At 70.3% G+C, this 18,181-nt stretch carries 14 protein-coding genes, 1 other RNA gene and 1 pseudogene; 10 read left to right on the top strand and 6 right to left on the bottom strand.

Features of this window, described 5'->3' with window-relative positions:
• A pseudogene (locus FQY64_RS14730) lies at window positions 1-574 on the top strand (hypothetical protein); the annotation flags it as partial.
• A gap of 375 nt (window positions 575-949) precedes the next feature.
• Here FQY64_RS14730 and FQY64_RS05765 read toward each other — a convergent pair.
• Window positions 950-1,393, bottom strand: a complete 444-nt coding sequence (locus FQY64_RS05765) for a c-type cytochrome (RefSeq protein ID WP_146472821.1) — start codon at window positions 1,391-1,393, stop codon at window positions 950-952.
• A gap of 10 nt (window positions 1,394-1,403) precedes the next feature.
• The gene (locus tag FQY64_RS05760; protein WP_146472819.1) at window positions 1,404-1,799 is read right to left on the bottom strand and encodes a c-type cytochrome; all 396 of its coding nucleotides are present in this window, start codon (window positions 1,797-1,799) and stop codon (window positions 1,404-1,406) included.
• A gap of 319 nt (window positions 1,800-2,118) precedes the next feature.
• Between FQY64_RS05760 and FQY64_RS05755 the strand changes: the two genes are divergently transcribed.
• The 4 genes from FQY64_RS05755 (at window position 2,119) to FQY64_RS05740 (ending at window position 10,575) form a co-directional block, all read left to right on the top strand.
• Complete coding sequence (locus FQY64_RS05755; RefSeq protein WP_146472817.1) at window positions 2,119-3,252, top strand: efflux RND transporter periplasmic adaptor subunit; 1,134 nt, start codon at window positions 2,119-2,121, stop codon at window positions 3,250-3,252.
• Window positions 3,253-3,270: 18 nt separating this feature from the next.
• Window positions 3,271-6,759: an efflux RND transporter permease subunit gene (locus tag FQY64_RS05750; RefSeq protein WP_229814838.1), complete on the top strand. Its 3,489-nt coding sequence runs from the start codon at window positions 3,271-3,273 to the stop codon at window positions 6,757-6,759.
• 1 nt (window position 6,760) lies between these two features.
• Complete coding sequence (locus tag FQY64_RS05745) at window positions 6,761-9,868, top strand: efflux RND transporter permease subunit (RefSeq protein WP_146472815.1); 3,108 nt, start codon at window positions 6,761-6,763, stop codon at window positions 9,866-9,868.
• A gap of 134 nt (window positions 9,869-10,002) precedes the next feature.
• The gene (locus FQY64_RS05740; RefSeq protein WP_146472813.1) at window positions 10,003-10,575 is read left to right on the top strand and encodes a DUF5946 family protein; all 573 of its coding nucleotides are present in this window, start codon (window positions 10,003-10,005) and stop codon (window positions 10,573-10,575) included.
• Between the two features lie 171 nt (window positions 10,576-10,746).
• On the opposite strand, the gene ssrA is transcribed toward FQY64_RS05740, so the two are convergent.
• Window positions 10,747-11,099: a transfer-messenger RNA gene (gene ssrA / locus FQY64_RS05735) on the bottom strand.
• Window positions 11,100-11,215: 116 nt separating this feature from the next.
• Here ssrA and FQY64_RS05730 point away from each other — a divergent pair.
• Window positions 11,216-13,465, top strand: a complete 2,250-nt coding sequence (locus tag FQY64_RS05730) for a CHASE domain-containing protein (protein WP_146472811.1) — start codon at window positions 11,216-11,218, stop codon at window positions 13,463-13,465.
• Between the two features lie 15 nt (window positions 13,466-13,480).
• Here FQY64_RS05730 and smpB read toward each other — a convergent pair whose 3' ends face one another.
• Window positions 13,481-13,990: an SsrA-binding protein SmpB gene (gene smpB, locus FQY64_RS05725; protein WP_146472809.1), complete on the bottom strand. Its 510-nt coding sequence runs from the start codon at window positions 13,988-13,990 to the stop codon at window positions 13,481-13,483.
• A 37-nt stretch (window positions 13,991-14,027) separates the two neighbouring features.
• Between smpB and FQY64_RS05720 the strand changes: the two genes are divergently transcribed.
• On the top strand, window positions 14,028-14,459 hold the full coding sequence (locus FQY64_RS05720) for a type II toxin-antitoxin system RatA family toxin (RefSeq protein WP_146472807.1): 432 nt from the start codon (window positions 14,028-14,030) through the stop codon (window positions 14,457-14,459).
• Entirely contained in the window at window positions 14,459-14,725 is a 267-nt protein-coding gene (locus FQY64_RS05715) for an RnfH family protein (RefSeq protein WP_146472805.1), read from the top strand. The genes FQY64_RS05720 and FQY64_RS05715 overlap by 1 nt, the downstream gene beginning before the upstream one ends.
• Window positions 14,726-14,728: 3 nt before the next feature.
• On the opposite strand, the gene FQY64_RS05710 is transcribed toward FQY64_RS05715, so the two are convergent.
• Window positions 14,729-15,130, bottom strand: coding sequence for an outer membrane protein assembly factor BamE (locus tag FQY64_RS05710; protein ID WP_146472803.1), 402 nt, complete (start codon window positions 15,128-15,130; stop codon window positions 14,729-14,731).
• 135 nt (window positions 15,131-15,265) lie between these two features.
• On the opposite strand from FQY64_RS05710, the gene fur reads away from it, so the two are divergent.
• Entirely contained in the window at window positions 15,266-15,670 is a 405-nt protein-coding gene (gene fur, locus FQY64_RS05705) for a ferric iron uptake transcriptional regulator (RefSeq protein WP_146472801.1), read from the top strand.
• Window positions 15,663-16,193, top strand: coding sequence for a DUF2199 domain-containing protein (locus FQY64_RS05700; protein ID WP_146472799.1), 531 nt, complete (start codon window positions 15,663-15,665; stop codon window positions 16,191-16,193). The genes fur and FQY64_RS05700 overlap by 8 nt, the downstream gene beginning before the upstream one ends.
• A gap of 176 nt (window positions 16,194-16,369) precedes the next feature.
• Here the strand turns inward: FQY64_RS05700 and recN are convergent, their stop codons facing one another.
• A complete protein-coding gene (gene recN / locus FQY64_RS05695) occupies window positions 16,370-18,040 on the bottom strand; it encodes a DNA repair protein RecN (protein WP_146472797.1) in 1,671 nt (556 codons plus the stop codon).
• Window positions 18,041-18,181 lie beyond the last annotated feature (141 nt).

Genomic DNA, 18,181 nt, shown 5'->3' with positions numbered 1-18,181 from the left:
GGCGCCGGCCACCGGACCCGGCACCGCGCGCCCGACCGCCGATGCCGGGTCCGGCGACCGCCGCGCGCCGCCCGGTGGCACGACCGCCGGCCCGCGTGCCGACGACTGGGGCGACTCGACGCGCAACCGCCCCGGCGGCCGCCCCGGGCAGGGCGGGCTGTACGACGACCAGGGGCGCGTGCGCCTCGCCGATGCGCCGGGCTCGTCTTCGGCACGGCCGCCGCCGGGTGCGGTCGAGGAAATCCGCGACCTCGACCGCGCGGGCACCTGGCTCAAGCGCAAGCCCACCGACTACGAGCCGACCGCGTTCGACCGCTACTGGGTGCCGCACGAAACGCTGCTGGCGGAATGGGTGCGACGCGGCGTCCAGACCGTGTCGATCCCGATCCCCGGCACGAGCCGCAAGATCGTCTGCGTCGTGTCCGTCCTGCAGCTCGGCGGCGGCTGCGGCCTGCGCAATCCGAACGCGAACGAGCAGCCCGCCACCGCGCGTCCGCCGCCGGACATTCCGTTCAAGCCGCATCTGCAGGAAGACAACGGCAGCGTCCGCCCGGGCAGGCCACCGGGCGGGTGAGGATGCGCAATCCGACGACGGCCGGGTCCCGCTCGTCATCCGGCGAATGCCGGGATCATTGCGACGATGCCGGCATCCATTCTCAATGGGCCCCGGCCTGCGCCGGGGCGACGGGGTTGGGGCGCGGTGAGGGGCGGCTCACTTTCCTCGCTCGTCACCCGGCGAACGTTCCCGCTCGTCATCCGCGACCTTCCCGCTCGTCATCCGGCGAATGCCGGGAGCCATTTCGACCAATGCTGGCACCCCTCAAATCGCCCCGGCCTGCGCCGAGGCGACGGGGGTGGGTAAGGCGCGCGACGGGGGGCACGGAACGGCCCAAACGAAAATCCCCTCCGGCGGGAGGGGATTCTCGACGGCGCGGCGCGATGGCCGGGCTCAGTTGTGCGCACCTTCCAGATCGCGCAGCTTGCCGCGCTGCGCGGCGAAGTAGGCGGCCAGGTCGGCGATCTGCTGGTCGGACAGCCCCTTGGCCTGCTGCGACATCAGCGCGTGCTCGCGACGGCCGTCGCGATAGCCCAGCAGGGTGTGGGCGATGTAGTCGGCGTACTGGCCGGCGAGCAGCGGATAGCTCGGATCGATCGGCGCATTGCCCGCCGCGCCGTGGCAGTCCACGCAGGCCTGGCCGCTGGCGCCCTTGACGGTGGCGAGCTTCTGGCCGGCGGCCACGTTGCCGTCCGGCAGGCCCGCCGAGGACGACTTCGGCAGCACGTGCTCCTGCTGCGAGGCCTCGCGGCCGCCGGGTTGCGGCTTGGCGGCTTCCTCGCACCCGGCCAGGGCGATGCCGACGAGCAGGGCGATGGCGAAACGATGGATCGTCATGGTCGTCGGCTCACTTCAGATTGGACAGGAAGGCGGCGATGTCGGCGATGTCCTGGTCGGAAAAGCTCTGCGCCTGCGCCTGCATGGTCGGATGCTTGCGGGTGCCCTGCTTGTAGGCGTTGAGCGCGGCGATCAGGTACTCCGGCGACTGCCCGCCGATCTTCGGTACGTGGTAGCTCGGGTAGGCGTTCTTGTAGCCCTCGACGCCGTGGCAGCCGTGGCACGTGTAGGTGAGCTGCTTGCCGCGGGCCGGATCGCCCTTCAGCGCGGTCGGCGTCGGCGCCGACGCGTCGCCCGCGGGGGGATTGGCGGGAGAAGTGGAGGCAGCAGGCGCCTGGGCCAGCGCAACCGCCGCGACGGCGGTCGTGAGCAGCGTGCAGGCGGCGATCGTCAGCGGTCGCGTCATGTCGGGGTCCGCAATCTCAGGCTAGCAAGTGGGAAGAACGGCTGGCGGTCGTCGCGCGGTCGGCGACGCACACAAGTGGGCAAGTATAGCCTGCGTTCCCGAACGCTTCAGCCTTGCGCGAACGCAACGACGCGCGCGTCTCGTGCATCCAACCATGATGGCCCGGTGCGAACCGCCCGAATCGGCATGACGCAGGTCACCGTGACCTTCGGCCGATGGGGTGTGTGAGGCGGGGTGATATACCTATCTACAACACCGGCATACGGCCGGGTTTTCCCAAGACACCGCTTTCACACAAGGCATCCCGCCGGGGAATCCCATGCGTCAGTCCACTTCGATCCGAGCCCGCGTCCTGGTCCGCGGCGCCGCCCTCCTGCTCTGCGCGTTCGCGCTCGCCGCCTGCAAGGGCGGGCCGTCCGCGGCGCCCGACGCGCAGGCCAAGCCCAACGGTCCGGACGCCAAGAAGGAGCCGGACCCGGTCCCGGTCGAAATCGCGCGCGCCTCGCGGCGCGCGGTCGCGGCCAGCTACACCGGCACCGCGCCGCTGGAGGCGCGCGCGGAATCGCAGGTGGTCGCCAAGACCTCCGGCGTGGCGCTCGCGGTGCTGGTCGAGGAAGGGCAGACGGTGCGCGCCGGCCAGCCGCTGCTGCGGCTGGATTCGGCGCGCCACGCGCTGCAGGTGGCGCAGTCGGCCGCGCAGTTGCGCAAGCTCGAGGCCAACTACGCGCGCTCGCAGCAGCTCGCCAAGCAGAACCTGATCAGCGCCAACGATCTCGACCAGTTGCGCTACGACCTCGAGAACGCCCGCGCCACCAACCGGCTGGCGAATCTGGAGCTCTCGTACACGACCGTGGTGGCGCCGATTTCCGGCGTGGTCGCCTCGCGTTCGATCAAGACCGGCAACTTCGTGCAGATCAACACGCCGATCATGCGCATCGTCGACACCTCGCGGCTGGAGGCGGTGCTCAACGTGCCCGAGCGCGAGCTGGCGACGCTGAAGGCCGGTCTGCCGGTGATGCTGGCGGTCGACGCGCTGCCGGGCCAGACCTTCAAGGGCACGGTCGATCGCGTCTCGCCGGTGGTCGATTCCGGCAGCGGCACGTTCCGCGTGGTCGCCTCGTTCGAGGGCGGCGGCGTGCTCAAGCCGGGCATGTTCGGCCGCATCCGGGTCGACTACGACCAGCGCGCCGACGCGCTGGTGGTGCCGCGCGCGGCGCTGCTGGACGACGAGAGCGATCCGGCCGTGTACGTGGTGCGCGAGAGGAAGGCGGTGCGCGTGCCCGTCAAGCTGGGCTATCTGGACGGCGAGTGGGCCGAGGTGCGCGCCGGCGTCCGCGAGGGCGAGCCGGTGGTGACCGCCGGCAAGGCCGCGCTGCGCGACGGCACGCTGGTGCAGGTGATCGACCCCAGCGGCAAGCCGGTCGCCGGCGCCGCGTCCACCGCCAAGCGCTGATACCGCACGAGGCCGCGCGTGAGCCATTTCGACCGCTTGTCCAAGGCGACCGGGTTCGACCTGGTCGAGTTCTCCACGCGCCGCCGCGTCACGGTGGCGATGGTGACGCTCACTTTCGTGCTGTTCGGCCTGATCGCGCTGGGCAGCCTGAAGGTCAACCTGCTGCCCGATCTCAGCTATCCGACGCTGACGGTGCGCACCGAATACACCGGCGCCGCGCCGGCGGAGATCGAGACGCTGATCACCGAGCCGGTCGAGGAGGCCGTCGGCGTGGTCAAGGGGCTGCGCAAGCTGCGCTCGGTGTCGCGGACGGGGCAGAGCGACGTCGTGCTCGAGTTCGCCTGGGGTACCGACATGGACAAGGCGAGCCTCGACGTGCGCGACAAGCTGGAGGTCCTGCAGCTTCCGCTGGAGGCGAAAGCGCCGGTCCTGCTGCGCTTCAATCCGTCCACCGAGCCGATCCTGCGTCTGGCGCTGTCGGCCAAGGGGCAGGGCGATGAGATCCGCCAGCTCACCGAGCTGCGCCGCTACGCCGACGAGGACCTGAAGAAGAAGCTCGAACCGGTCGAGGGCGTGGCGGCGGTGAAGGTCGGCGGCGGTCTGGAGGACGAGATCCAGGTCGAGATCGACCAGCAGAAGGTGGCCCAGCTCGGGCTGTCGATCGATCAGGTCATCACCCGCCTGCAGCAGGAGAACATCAACATCTCCGGCGGCCGGCTGGAGGAGGGCTCGCAGCGCTATCTGGTGCGCACGGTGAACCAGTTCGCCAGCGTGCCGGAGATCCGCGAGATGCTGGTCACCACGCGCTCCGCCGGCGGCGGCGAGGCCGCGACCGCGGCCGAGCAGATGGCGCGTGTGGCGGCGGCCACCGGCGATCCGGCCGCGCTGGCCGCCGCGATGCAGGTGCAGAACGCCACCTCCGGCAGCGCCGGCGGCGCGGCCAACGGCATGCCGGTGCGGCTGAAGGACATCGCCGAGGTGCGCCAGGGTTACAAGGAGCGCGAATCGATCATCCGTCTGGCGGGCAAGGAGGCGGTGGAGATCGCCATCTACAAGGAAGGCGACGCCAATACGGTGTCCACCGCCGACGCGGTGCAGAAGCGGCTCGAACAGATCCGCGAGCAGATGCCGCGCGACGTCGAGCTGACCGTCATCGACGACCAGTCGCAGTTCATCCGCCACGCCATCGGCGACGTCAAGAAGGACGCGGTGATCGGCGGCGTGCTGGCGATCCTGATCATCTTCCTGTTCCTGCGCGACGGCTGGAGCACGTTCGTGATCTCGCTGTCGCTGCCGGTGTCGATCGTCGCGACGTTCTTCTTCATGGACCAGCTCGGCTTGAGCCTGAACGTGATGTCGCTCGGCGGCCTCGCGCTCGCGACCGGTCTGGTGGTGGACGATTCGATCGTGGTGCTGGAGAGCATCGCCAAGGCGCGCGAACGCGGGCTCGGCGTGCTGGAGGCGGCGATCGCAGGCACGCGCGAGGTCAGCATGGCGGTGGTCGCCTCGACGCTGACGACGATCTCGGTGTTCCTGCCGCTGGTGTTCGTGCAGGGCATCGCCGGCCAGCTCTTCCGCGACCAGGCGATGACGGTGGCGCTCGCCGTCGGCATCTCGCTGGTGGTGTCGATGACGCTGATTCCGATGCTGAGCGCGCTGAAGGGCCGCCCGCCGCTCGCGTTCGCCGACGAGCCGGCGCCCGAACGCGGCGCGCCGCGTTCGCGCTGGCAGAAGCCGCTGGTCTATACCGGCCGCGGCATCAAGGCGGCGATCGGCTTCGCGTTCTTCGCCGCGGCCTGGAGCGTGGTGCGCGTCTGGCGTGTGCTGGTGCGCCTGGTCGCGCCGGTGATGCGCAAGCTGAGCGACATCGCGATGGCGCCGTACGGGCGCGCCGAGCGCGGCTATCTGCGGCTGCTGCCGGGCGCGCTCGACCGCCCGGGGCTGGTGCTCGGCGTGGCGGGTGCGGCGTTCGCGCTGGCGGCGGCGATCGTGCCGATGCTCGGCACCGATCTGATCCCGCAACTGGCGCAGGACCGCTTCGAGATGACGGTCAAACTGCCGCCCGGCACGCCGCTGCGCGAGACCGACCGCCTCGTGCGCCAGCTCCAGGAGGCGCACGCGAAGGAGGACGGCATCCGCGCGCTGTTCGGCGTCAGCGGCAGCGGCACCCGGCTGGATGCCAATCCGACCGAAAGCGGCGAGAACATCGGCAAACTCAGCATCGTGATGGCCGGCGGCGGCAGCCCCGAGCTGGAGGCGCAACTCACGGAGAAATTGCGCGGCACGATGGCCAAGCATCCGTCGGCGCAGGTCGACTTCAGCCGCCCCGAGCTGTTCAGCTTCTCCACGCCGCTGGAAATCGAACTGCGCGGCGCCGATCTGGAGGCCATCCAGCGCGCCGGGCAGAAGATGGCGGCGCTGCTGCGGGCCAATCCGCACTACGCCGACGTCAAGTCGACGGTCGAGCAGGGGTTCCCCGAGATCCAGATCCGCTTCGATCAGGAGCGCGCGGCGTCGCTGGGCCTCACCACGCGGCAGATCGCCGACGCGGTGGTGAAGAAGGTGCGCGGCGAAGTGGCCACGCGCTACTCCTTCCGCGACCGCAAGATCGACGTGCTCGTGCGCGCGCAGGAAGACGACCGCGCCACGGTGGAGAGCATCCGCCGGCTGATCGTCAATCCCGGCAGCGGCAATCCGGTGACGCTGGAGTCGGTGGCCGACGTGGTGGCCACCACCGGCCCGAGCGAGATCCACCGCTCCGACCAGGTGCGGGTGGCGATCGTGTCGGCGAACCTGCGCGACATCGACCTCGGTACGGCCGTGCAGGAAGTGCAGGAGATGGTCGCCGAAAGCCCGCTCGGCGCGGACGTCTCGATGCACATCGGCGGTCAGGGCGAGGAGCTGGCCGAATCGATCGGTTCGCTGCTGTTCGCGTTCGGGCTGGCGGTGTTCCTCGTCTACCTGGTGATGGCGTCGCAGTTCGAGTCGCTGCTGCACCCGTTCGTGATCCTGTTCACCATCCCGCTGGCGCTGGTCGGCGCCGCGCTCGCGCTGCTGCTGACCAACTCGCCGGTGTCGGTGGTGGTGTTCATCGGCCTGATCCTGCTGGTCGGCCTGGTGACCAAGAACGCAATCATCCTGATCGACAAGGTCAACCAGTTGCGCGAGGCCGGCGTGGCCAAGCGCGAGGCGCTGGTGGAGGGCGCGCGCTCGCGCCTGCGGCCGATCATCATGACCACCGCCTGCACCCTGTTCGGCTTCCTGCCGCTGGCGATCGCGATGGGCGAGGGCGCGGAAGTGCGCGCGCCGATGGCGATCACGGTGATCGGCGGGCTGCTGATGTCCACGCTGCTGACGCTGGTGGTCATCCCGGTGGTCTACGACCTGCTCGACCGCCGCGCCGACGGCTACTACGTCGAACGCGCGCGCCGCGCGCGGCGCGACGAGGAAGCCGCCGCCGACAAGCTCGCGCACGACCAGGATCCGCTGACGGGGGAGGCGCACTGAGATGAGCGGCATCGCCGAACTCAGCATCCGTCGGCCGGTCACGGCGGTGATGTTCTTCATCTCGATGTTCGTCATCGGGCTGATCGCCGCCGTGCGTCTGCCGCTGGAGGCCTTTCCCGAGGTCTCGCCGCCCTTCATCTTCGTGCAGTTGCCGTACAGCGGTTCCACGCCGGAGGAAGTGGAGCGCACCGTGCTGCGGCCGGTGGAAGAGGCGCTTTCGACCATGAGCGGCATCAAGCGCATGGACTCGAGCGCGCGCGCGGACGGCGCCAACGTGTTCCTGCAGTTCTCCGATTGGGAGCGCGACATCGCCATCGCCGCCTCGGAAGCGCGCGAACGCATCGACGCCATCCGCGACGATCTGCCGGACGATCTGCAGCGCTACTTCGTGCTGAAGTTCTCCACCACCGACCAGCCCGTCCTGCGCGTGCGTCTGGCCGGCGACATGGACCTCACGCGCGAGTACGACCTGATCGACCGCGAGTTCAAGCGGCGGCTGGAACGCATCCCCGGCGTGGCGCGGGTGGACGTTTCCGGCGCGCCGCCGAACGAGGTCGAGGTCGCGGTGCATCCGGACCGCCTGACCGCGCACGGCGTCAGCCTCAACGATCTCACCCAGCGCCTGCAGGCGGTGAACTTCTCGGTCTCCGCGGGCGAGATCGAGGACGGCGGCCGGCGCCTGCGCGTGCAGCCGGTCGGCGAACTCACCGATCTGGCGCAACTGCGCGAGCTGAAGATCACCCCGACCGTGCGTCTCGGCGACATCGCCGACGTGCGCCTGAAGCCCGCGCGCATGGATTACGGCCGCCGCCTCGACGGCCGGCCGGCGGTGGGCATCGACATCTTCAAGGAGCGCAGCGCCAATCTGGTGGAGGTGTCGCGGCTGGCGCTGGAGGAGGTCGAGAAGATCCGCCAGGCGCCCGCGCTGCGCGGCATCCAGGTGAAGATCATCGAGAACCAGGGCGAGAACGTCACCAGCTCGCTGCTGGAGCTCGCCGAGGCCGGCGCGATCGGCCTGGTGCTGTCGATCATCGTGCTCTACTTCTTCCTGCGCCACTGGCCGTCGACGCTGATGGTCACGCTGGCGATTCCGATCTGCTTCGTGATGACGCTGGGCTTCATGTACTTCGCCGGCGTCACGCTCAACATCCTGTCGATGATGGGCCTGCTGCTGGCGGTGGGCATGCTGGTCGACAACGCGGTGGTCGTCGTCGAAAGCATCTACCAGGAGCGCGAGAAGATGCCCGACCAGCCGCGGCTGGCGTCGATCCTCGGCACCAAGCACGTGGCCATCGCGCTGTCGGCGGGCACGCTCTGCCACTGCATCGTGTTCGTGCCGAACCTGTTCGGCGAGCGCAACTTCCTCAGCATCTATCTCGCGCAGATCGCGATCACGATCTCGGTGTCGCTGCTGGCCTCGTGGCTGGTCGCCATCAGCCTGATCCCGATGATCTCGGCGCGGCTGAAGACGCCGCCGGCCGTGCGCAGTCCCAACGGCCTGATCCCGCGCCTGCAGGACCGCTACGCCCGCCTGCTGCGCTGGACGTTGGCCCACCGCGGCTGGAGCGTCGCCGGCATCGCGCTGATCGTCGCCATCAGCCTGGTGCCGATGGTGCTCACCAAAAAGAACATGTTCGGCGGCGAGGAAGGCCGCGAGACCAACATCTTCTACCAGTGGAAGGGCAGCTACACGAAGGAGCAGATGTCCGAGGAAGTGGCGCGCGTGGAGAACTTCCTCGACGCCAACCGCGAACGCTTCAAGCTGACGCAGATCTATTCCTGGTACAGCGAGGTCGGCGGCGCGGGAACCCGCATCACCTTCGACGAGTCGGTCGACGAGCTGAAGCCGCTGATCGACCGGATCAGCAAGGAGCTGCCGAAGTCGGCGCGCGCCACCATCGGCGTGGGCGACCAAGGCGGTCCGGGCGGCGGCGGCCCGCCGGGACAGAACGTGCAGGTGCAACTGGTCGGGGATTCCACGGAAGCCCTGGCCGAACTGGGTCGCGACCTCGTCCCGCTGCTGGCCCGGCGCAAGGAGCTGCGCGACGTCCGCATCGACGCCGGCGACCAGAACAGCGAGCTCAACGTGCGCGTCGATCGCGAGCGCGCGGCGGCGTTCGGCTTCAGCGCGCAGCAGGTCTCGCAGTTCGTGGGCCTGGCGCTGCGCGGCGCGCCGCTGCGCGAGTTCCGCCGCGGCGACACCGAAGTGCCGGTGTGGGTGCGTTTCGCCGGCGCCGAGCAGTACGGCGTCAACGACATCGCCAGCTTCACCGTGCGCGCGCCCGACGGGCGCCAGGTGCCGCTGCTGGCGATGGTGGACGTCAGCGTCACGCCGTCGGCGACCGAGATCCGCCGCGCCAACCGCCAGACCACTCTGGTCGTGCAGGCCAACCTCAACGGCAAAACCACGATGCCCGAAGCCCGCAAGGCGATGGAGGAGGTGCTGAAGGCGTTCCCGTTCCCGGCCGGTTACGGCTACACCTTCGAGGGCGGCGGGTTCGAGGACGAGGCCGAGGCGAGCAAGCAGATGATGTTCAACCTGCTGATCGCGCTGGTGATGATCTACGTGGTGATGGCGGCGGTGTTCGAGTCGCTGCTGTTCCCCTCGGCCATCATGTCCGGCGTGCTGTTCTCGGTGTTCGGCGTGTTCTGGCTGTTCTGGGCCACCGGCACCGAGTTCAACATCATGGCCTTCATCGGCATCCTGGTGCTGATGGGCGTGGTGGTGAACAACGGCATCGTCATGATCGAGCACATCAACAACCTGCGCCGCCGCGGCCTGTCGCGCACGGAGGCGCTGGTGGAAGGCAGCCGCGAACGCCTGCGCCCGATCCTGATGACGATGGGCACGGCGATCCTGGCGATGGTGCCGATCGCGATGACCGACACCCAGATCGGCGGCGACGGCCCACCGTACTTCCCGATGGCGCGCGCGATCGCCGGCGGGCTGGCGTTCTCCACCGTGGTCAGCCTGCTGTTCCTGCCGACCATCTACGCCATCCTCGACGACCTGCGCCTGGCGACCCGCCGCGCCGTGCGCCGAGCCCGCGGCCTCGACCGCGAGCCCACGCCCGCGCTCGCCACCGCCGCACTGCTCAAGGCCGACTGACGGCTCGCCGGACGACGGAAGGCACGCGCGAGCGGGCCTTCCGTCTGCGCACGCGGCATCCCGGCTCGCCGCGTCTTGCGAGCGCATCGGCGGCGTCCGTCAACGCGTATGCTGACGTCGACGGATCACCCACCATGACGAACCACGAACTCGAAAGCTGCCCGGGTTGCGGCGCCGCGTTCCCGCGCGGCGACGGTCCGGTGCATCGCTACATGGCCTCGTCGCCGGCGTGCTGGGCGGCGTTCGGCGAGGTTCTGGCGCGCGAATACAGCGAGCCGCTGCTCCAGCCCACGCACCGCTTGAGCGTGGACGCGTATGCGGTCCAGCACCCGGGCGTTCCCTCCCGCCAGAGCATCCAGTCGGTGGGGGTGCACCTGATCCGCCTGTGCCTGTTCCTGGAGCACGGCCTGACCCCGCAGCGAGCGAACGAGGCGATGCTGAGGGCCGGCGCCATCAAGCGCACCTTCGAATGGCTCGACCCTCCCGCCTCGCCCGGCGAGATCACCGTGCGCGACGTGTGGCAGACCCGGACCCTCGCCGCGCATGCCGACATGGTCCGGCGCTGGGCGCAATCCGCATGGGCGGCATGGTCGATCCATCACCAGACCGTCCGGGCGTGGGCGATGCGCGCGGACGCGCATGCGGCACCGCAGCCGGGCGAGGATCGGACCGCCGCGGCCGGCCGAGGCCTCGGGCCCACTGCCTGACCGTCGCGTGGCGCCGCTCGGTCTGATCGCACGCCGTGGGCGGTCGGGCGAAGCCGCTGACGCGTCGGCACGCCGGTACGCCACATGCCCCAGTCGCTCTCCGAGCTTGGGGAGCCGCCCGCAGCGGCCAAGAAAAAAGGCCAGCAGCGGACTGCTGGCCTTTTGTCGTGTTGGTGGAGGTGGGCGGAGTCGAACCGCCGTCCGAAGGCACTCCATCCCTGGCACTACATGCTTAGCGCACCGTTGGGTCTCGCTCCGGGACAGCACGATGCGCCAAGCGCATCCCGAAGCCAGCCTGTTTCGAGTTAGCCGATGCCTGACAGGCAGCCGTCATCGGCGATCCCGTGATGATGACCCTACGCCGCGAGCACGGGCACAAGCGGTTTCGGGGCTAGGCCTTAGGCGGCCAGAGCGTAGTTGTCGTCGTTGGCAACTATAGGTTTGTAGCTGGATTAACGAGGAAAGCCACCCCCTCGGCATGCGCCAGGCAATTTCGCGACCCCCGTCGAAGCCAGTGCACCCCCGGGGAACTCGTAACGCGCTGACGGTCGCAGTATAAGGCTCGCGGGCCTCCCCACAAGGTGCGCGCACGGCGCCGTTCACGTGGCGCTCGCGCTTGCCCCGTTTACCATCGTGACGAATGAATGAAGCCGTGCACGGGGAACCCGGTCGATCGCCGCCTCTGGACCAGCCGCTCTCGCGGCACGGGTACGTGTGGGCGCTGATCGTACTGGTCGGCGCGGTGGCGTTCGTGATGGCGATCTGGATGATCGCCCGCGAGCGGGAGATGAACTCCGCGCGTGCGGAGTTCGTTGCCAGCAGCGAGAAGACCGTGTCGCTGCTGGTGCAGCGCCTGAACCAGTACGAGCTGCTGGCGCGCAGCGGCGTTTCGCTGGTGGCCTCGGTCGCCCGGCCGACGCCCACGCAATGGCGCGACTATGTCGCTGGCATGAAGCTGTCGGAGCGTTTCCCGGCGGTGGTGGGGCTCGGCTTCGTCGGCTATGTGCAGCACAACCGCCTGGAAGACCTGAAGCGGGAGTGGCGCAGCGCCGGTTACGGCGTGCTGGACGTCCGCCCCGCCGGCGACCGGCCGGCCTACGCGCCGATCCTCTATTTCGAGCCGCAGACGATCAACACCCAGGGCATGGTCGGCTTCGACCTGCTGTCCGAGCCGCGCCGGCGCGACGTGCTGCTGCGCGCGATGGACAGCGGCGAACCCAGCCTGAGCGCCCCCATGCAGTTGCTGCCTGACGGCCCCGACAGCCGGCGCGTGGGGCACGGCCTGGTCTATCCGGTGTATCGCGGCGGCGAACAACCCGCCGATGTCGAGGCGCGCCGCCGCGCGTTGCAGGGGTGGGTGTCGCTGACCTTCCGCGTCGATCCGTTCCTGGAGAGCGTGCTGGGTCCGCCGGCGGAGGAGGGCGATCACTTCCGCCTCTACGACGTCACCGACCGGCCGGAACTGCTCGCGAGCTACGGTCGCCCCGCGCGTGCGGGCGAACAGCCGGCGTTCCTGCACTCGCGCGAACTGCTGGCCTATGGGCGGCGCTGGCGGATCGATTTCGAGTCGCCGCCGCTGCACCGCGCCGCGCCGCAGCTCGCCACGCTGGACCAGATGCTGCAGTTGGGGCTGTTCAGCGCGCTGCTGCTTTCGGCGATCGCCGGCGTGCTGGCGCACACCGAGGCGCGCGCGCGGCGGCTCGCCGAGCGCATGACCGAGGACTTCCGCCGCAGCGAGATGCGCTTCCGCGTGGCGATGCAGTACTCGGCGATCGGCAAGGCGATGCTGGACAGCGAAGGGAAGATCGTCGAGGTCAACCCCGCCTTCGGCGAGATCGTCGGCCTCAAGCCGGAGGCGCTGGTCGGGGTGCCGTTCGAGTCGATGTTCGATCGCGATCCGAGCCTGCCGCCGGATCCGCCGTTCAACTTCCGCGGCGGCGTCTACCGCGCGACGCGGCGCCTGCGTCGCGAGGGCGGCATCTCGCGCCATGTGCAGCTCACCTACGCGCCGATCCCCGGCAACCTGGGCCAGGACATCACCGGGCTGGTGCAGGTGGAGGACGTCACCGAGCGCCTGCTCGCCGAAGCCCGCATCCGCGCGCTCAACCGCACGCTGGAAGCGCGCGTGGAAGCGCGCACGCGCGAGCTGAAGCAGGCCAACCAGGAGCTGGAAGCCTTCGCCTACAGCGTCTCGCACGACCTGCGCGCGCCGCTGCGGGCGATCGAGGGGTTCAGCCGCATCCTCGCGGAGCGCTACGGCGCGCGCCTGGACGAGGCCGGCATCGGCTACCTCAACCGCGTCCGCAAGGCCGCCGCGCGCATGGGCGAGCTGATCGAGGCGCTGCTGAAGATGTCGCGGCTTGCGCGCAGCGAGTTGAAGCTCGAGCGCGTGGACCTCACCCGGATGGCGACCGAGGTGATCGAGGAGCTGCGCATGGCCGAGCCGCAGCGGCAGGTGGACGTGGTCATCGCGCCGGGCATGACCGTCACGGGCGACGCCACGCTGCTGCGCAACCTGCTCGCCAACCTGCTCGGCAACGCGTGGAAGTTCACCCGGCAGCGGGAGCGCGCGCGCATCGAGTTCCACTCGCGGCTCAACCGCGAGGGGCTGGTGGAGTATTGCGTGCGCGACAACGGCGCCGGCTTCGACGCCGCCTATGCCGACAAGCTGTTTCGGCCGTTCCAGCGCCTGCACGGCGCCAACGAGTTCGCCGGTCACGGCATCGGGCTGGCGTCGGTGAAGCGCATCGTCGAGCGCCACGGCGGTTCCATCCGGGCCGAAGGCCAGGAAGGCGTGGGTGCGACGTTCTACTTCACGCTGCCGGGCGCGTCGGCGCAGGTCGAAGCGCCGGCCTACTCCGCGGAGGACGCGGGCGGCAGCGTCGGCTGAGCGCCGCCGGCCGGCTCAGGCGTCGCGGTTGTGGCGCCGCATCACCCGCTGTTTCTCGCGCTGCCAGTCGCGCTCGCGGCTGGCGTCGCGCTTGTCGTGCTCGCGTTTGCCCTTGGCGAGGGCCAGCTCCGCCTTGACGCGGTTGCCCTTCCAGTACAGCGCGGTGGGGATGAGCGTATAGCCCTCGCGCTGGACGCGGCCGATCAGGTTGTCGATCTCGCGCCGGTGCAGCAGCATCTTGCGCGTGCGCCGCTCTTCCGGGATCACGTGCGTGGAGGCGGAGATCAGCGGCGTGATCTGGGCATTGAACAGGAACAGCTCGCCGTCGCGGATCAGCGCGTAGGCCTCGCCGATGTTGGCGCGGCCGGCGCGGATCGCCTTCAGCTCCCAGCCCTGCAGCGCCAGCCCGGCCTCGTAGCGCTGCTCGAGGTGGTATTCGTGGCGGGCGCGCTTGTTCAGCGCGATGGTGCCGCCGGCGCCGCCCTTTCCCTTATCCTTGGCGGCCTTTTTCGATTGCGTCGTCATCCGGGCATTGTCCCCGATGACGCGGGCCGACCCAAGCATGCCGTCCATCCGCCGTTCCGCCTTGGTCGAACACGCCGCCGCGCGCATGTTCGCGCTGGTCAACGACGTGGCCGCCTATCCGCGCCGCTTCGACTGGTGCGAGTCCGCGCAGGTGCTGGAGCAGGGCGAGGACATGGTGGTGGCGCGGCTCGACGTGAAGATCGGCGCGCTGCGCACCTGGTTCGTCACCCGCAACACGCTGGTGCCGCCGCACCACATCGACCTGACGCTCGAGGACGGCCCGTTCCGCCGCCTCAACGGCCGGTGGGAGTTCCACTCGCTGGACGAATCGGCGTGCAAGGTGACGCTGACGCTCGACTTCGAGCCCGCGGTGAAGCTGCTTTCGCCGGCGCTGGCGGTCGGCTTCCAGGGGCTCGCCGATCGCATGGTCGACGACTTCGTCCGCGTCGCGGACAGGGAGCCCGCCTGATGCCGGCGGTCACCGTCGTGCGCGCGTGGCCGCGGAGGTTCGAGTCGATCGCGCTCGACCTGCCGGCAGGCGCCTGCGTGCGCGATGCGCTGAGCGCGGCCGGCCTTGCGCCGGATGCGCCGTGCGCGGTGCATGGCGTGCGCGTCGCGGCGGATGCGCCGCTCGCGGACGGCGACCGCGTCGAGGTGCTGCGACCGCTGCTGATCGACCCGAAGGAGGCGCGGCGGCGTCGCGTCGCCGCGCGCCGCAACCCGGAACCGCGCTGAGCGTCAGCGCCGGCGTCGGCGGTCCTTGTCCTTTTCCTTCGGCAGGTTCGGGCCGAACTGGCGGATCGCGCTGCGCGCGAGCTGCTCGTCCTGCTCGGGGAAGTAGTCGCCTTCCCAGCGCACCAGCCGGTCGCCCTCGAAGTGCAGCACGAAGTTCTTCACTTCAGCCGCGCCGCGACGGCCCACCCGTTGCGAAGTGGTGTAGTCCCAGCGCGAGTGATGGAACGGATCGGCGATCGAGGGCGTGCCGAGCAGGTTCAACACCTGCTGCTTGCTCATGCCCGGCTGCAACTGGTCGACCGCGCTCTTCTCCAGCAGGTTGCCCTGGTAGATCGGCTGCCGGTACAGGATTCCGCAGCCCGACGTCACGAGGGCGGTGAGAAGAACGAGCACGAGTTTGCGCATCGGAGCGGTCCGGACCGGAGTTCGCGTGAGCGCCGGATGATACACTGGAAGCGTCGCGACGCGCTTTCGCCGGTGCCGCGTTCACCCGGCGTTGCGTCCTCTCCCGCCGCCATCGAACGAGCAGACGAGGGGCTCATGGAATCGCAGGATCTGCGCCGCGCCGGCCTGAAGGTGACCCATCCGCGCATGCGCATTCTCGAGCTGCTCGAGAACGCCAAGTCGCGCCACATGACGGCGGAGGACATCTACCGCCAGCTTCTGGAAGAGGGCGAGGAGATCGGCCTTGCGACCGTCTACCGCGTGCTCACGCAGTTCGAGAACGCGGGCCTCGTGCTGAAGCACAACTTCGAGTCCGGGCAGTCGGTCTACGAACTGGACCGCGGCACGCACCACGATCACATGGTCGATCTGGAAACCGGCAAGATCATCGAGTTCGAAAGCCCCGAAATCGAGGAGCTGCAGCGTCAGGTCGCGGCCAAGTACGGCTACGAGATCGAGGAGCACTCGCTGGTCCTCTACGTGCGGCGCAAGCGTGGCTGAGGCGATCCGGCACCATGCGGCGCTGGTGCGCTGCTCCTGCTGCGGCGAGTGGGTGACGCTCGACGAACCCGCGCTCGCGTTCCGCTGGCCCGAACCGTTCCGGCGCCTCGATGCCGACGCCCGCAGCGCGCCGGATACGTTCTGCGACACCAGCTTCTGCGCCATCGGCGGCGAGCAGTTCTACATGCGCGGGCTGCTGCCGCTGCCCGTGCACGGCCTGCAGGAGCGTTACTCGATCGGCGCCTGGGTGCGTCTGGAGCGCGCCGACTGGCAGCTCGCGCGCCGGATGTGGGACGAGCGCGGCAACGACCGTCTGCCCGAGCTGGACGGCGAACTCGCCAACCACGTGCCGCATCTGTTCGAGGTGAGCTCCGAGGGGCTGGCGGTGCGGGTGCGGCTGCACGACGAGATGCGCCCGACCTTCCGTCTGATCGGCACCGGCCATCCGCTCGAGGACGAGCAGCGGCACGGCATCTCCGCGCACCGCGCGCTGGCGTTCAGCCGGTTGCCGCCGCAGCGGTGAGGGCGTACCGCGGTTTCCTGCAGGAGCGGCTTCAGCCGCCACCGGATGCCGCATTCGGGTTTCTGGCACCCCGCCCCGGGTGCGATCCGCTTGGCCGGGCTACGTGCTGAAGCCGCGCCTGCACCGGCATGCGGGTCGCGACCGAAGCCCGTTCCTGCGGCGCTCCCGACCCGCGCTCACGCCACATTGCGCAGCAGCCGCTTGGCCGCCGCGCGCGCCTCGCGCGTCAGCTCGACGCCGCCGAGCATGCGCGCCAGCTCCTCCTCGCGCTCGGTCTCGTCGAGCCTGCGCACCGCGCTCTGGGTGACGCCGTCGCTGGCGGTCTTGCTGACGCGGTAGTGCGCGTGGCCCTGGGCGGCGACCTGCGGCAGGTGGGTGACGCACAGCACCTGGCGCGATGCGCCGAGCGCGCGCAGCTTCTGGCCGACGATCTCGGCCACCGCGCCGCCGATGCCGGTGTCCACCTCGTCGAACACCATCGTCGGTACCGCATCGACGCCGAGCGCGGCGACCTCGATCGCGAGCGAAATCCGCGACAGTTCGCCGCCGGAGGCGACCTTGCGCAGCGGCCGCGCCGGCTGGCCGGGGTTGGCCGCGACCAGGAATTCGACGCGCTCGGCGCCCAGCGGATCGGGCCGCTCGCTCTCCTGCGGCTCGATCTGCACCTCGAAACGGCCACCGCCCATGCCGAGCTCGGCGATCAACGCGGTGGTCGCCTCCGCCAGCGCGCGCGCGGCGTCGCGCCGGCGCGCGCCGAGCGCCGCGGCGGCTGTCCGCCAGCGCGCCCGTGCGCTTTCGATCTCGGCGTCGAGGCGGTCGAGGCGGTCGCCGGCGCCGCGCAGCGCGTCGAGTTCCGCCGCGAGCTGGTCGCGATGGGCGGCGAGCTGCTCCGGCGGCACGCGGTGCTTGCGCGCCAGTTCGTGGATGCGCGAGAGGCGACGCTCGATCGCTTCGAACGCGTCCGGGTCGAGGTCGAGATCGCCGCGCACGCGCTCCAGCAGCAGCAGCGCCTCGTCGATCTGGATCGCCGCCTGTTCGAGCATCGCGTCCACTTCGGCCAACCGCGGCTCATGCTCGATCACCCGCGCCAGGTCGCCGCGCACCTGTTGCAGCGTGCGGGCGACCGAGGCGCCGCCGTCGTCGTCGCCGAGGCGGGCGAAGGCGCTGTCGCAGGCGGCGATCAGGCCGGCGGCGTTGGCGTGGCGGCGATGGTCGGCGTCGAGCTTCGCCAGGCTGTCGGGATCGAGCGCCTCGCTCTCGAGCTGGCGCAACTGGTGGGCCAGCCATTCGATGCGATCGCCGACGTCGCCCTGGGCGAGCAGCGTTTCGCGCTCGCGCAGCAACGCGCTCCACTCGCGTGCGGCGGCCTCGACCGCGGCGCGCTCGGCATCGGTACGGCCGTAGGCGTCGAGCAGCGCGAGCTGGCTGGTCTTCGACAGCAGCGCCTGGTGCTCGTGCTGGCCGTGGATCTCCACCAGCAGGCCGGCCAGCTCCGTGAGCTGCGCCAGCGTCACCGGGCGGCCGTTGATCCACGCCCGCGAGCCGCCGTCGGCGCGGATCACGCGGCGCAACTGGCAGGCATCGTCCTCGTCCAGCGCGTTCTCGCGCAGCCAGGCGCGCGCGGCGGGCACGTCGCCGAGCGCGAACTCGGCGGCGAGCTCGGCGCGGTCGGCGCCGTGGCGCACCACGCCGCTGTCGGCGCGCAGGCCCGACAGCAGGCCGAGCGCGTCCACCAGCAGCGACTTGCCGGCGCCGGTTTCGCCGGAAATCACGGTCAGACCGCGGCCGAAGCTGAGTTCGGCCGACTCCACCACGGCGAAGTGCTTGAGGGCGAGGTGCAGCAGCATGAGGCGGGGATTGTGCCGGGCGCCGTCTCACCGGCCAAGACGGGCGCCGCCGCGCGCCGGCTTGACCGGTCATCCACGCGCATCGTGGCCCGCTTGCCTGACGCACCGCCCCGTCTTATACCGGCGGCCATGGCCCGCAAA

Origin of the sequence: Vulcaniibacterium thermophilum (assembly GCF_007923255.1) — a bacterium.
GTDB classification, from domain to species: Bacteria; Pseudomonadota; Gammaproteobacteria; order Xanthomonadales; family Xanthomonadaceae; genus Lysobacter_F; species Lysobacter_F thermophilum.
The sequence above is the reverse complement of the archived record's forward strand: the minus strand, read 5'-3'. Positions and strand labels throughout refer to the sequence as shown.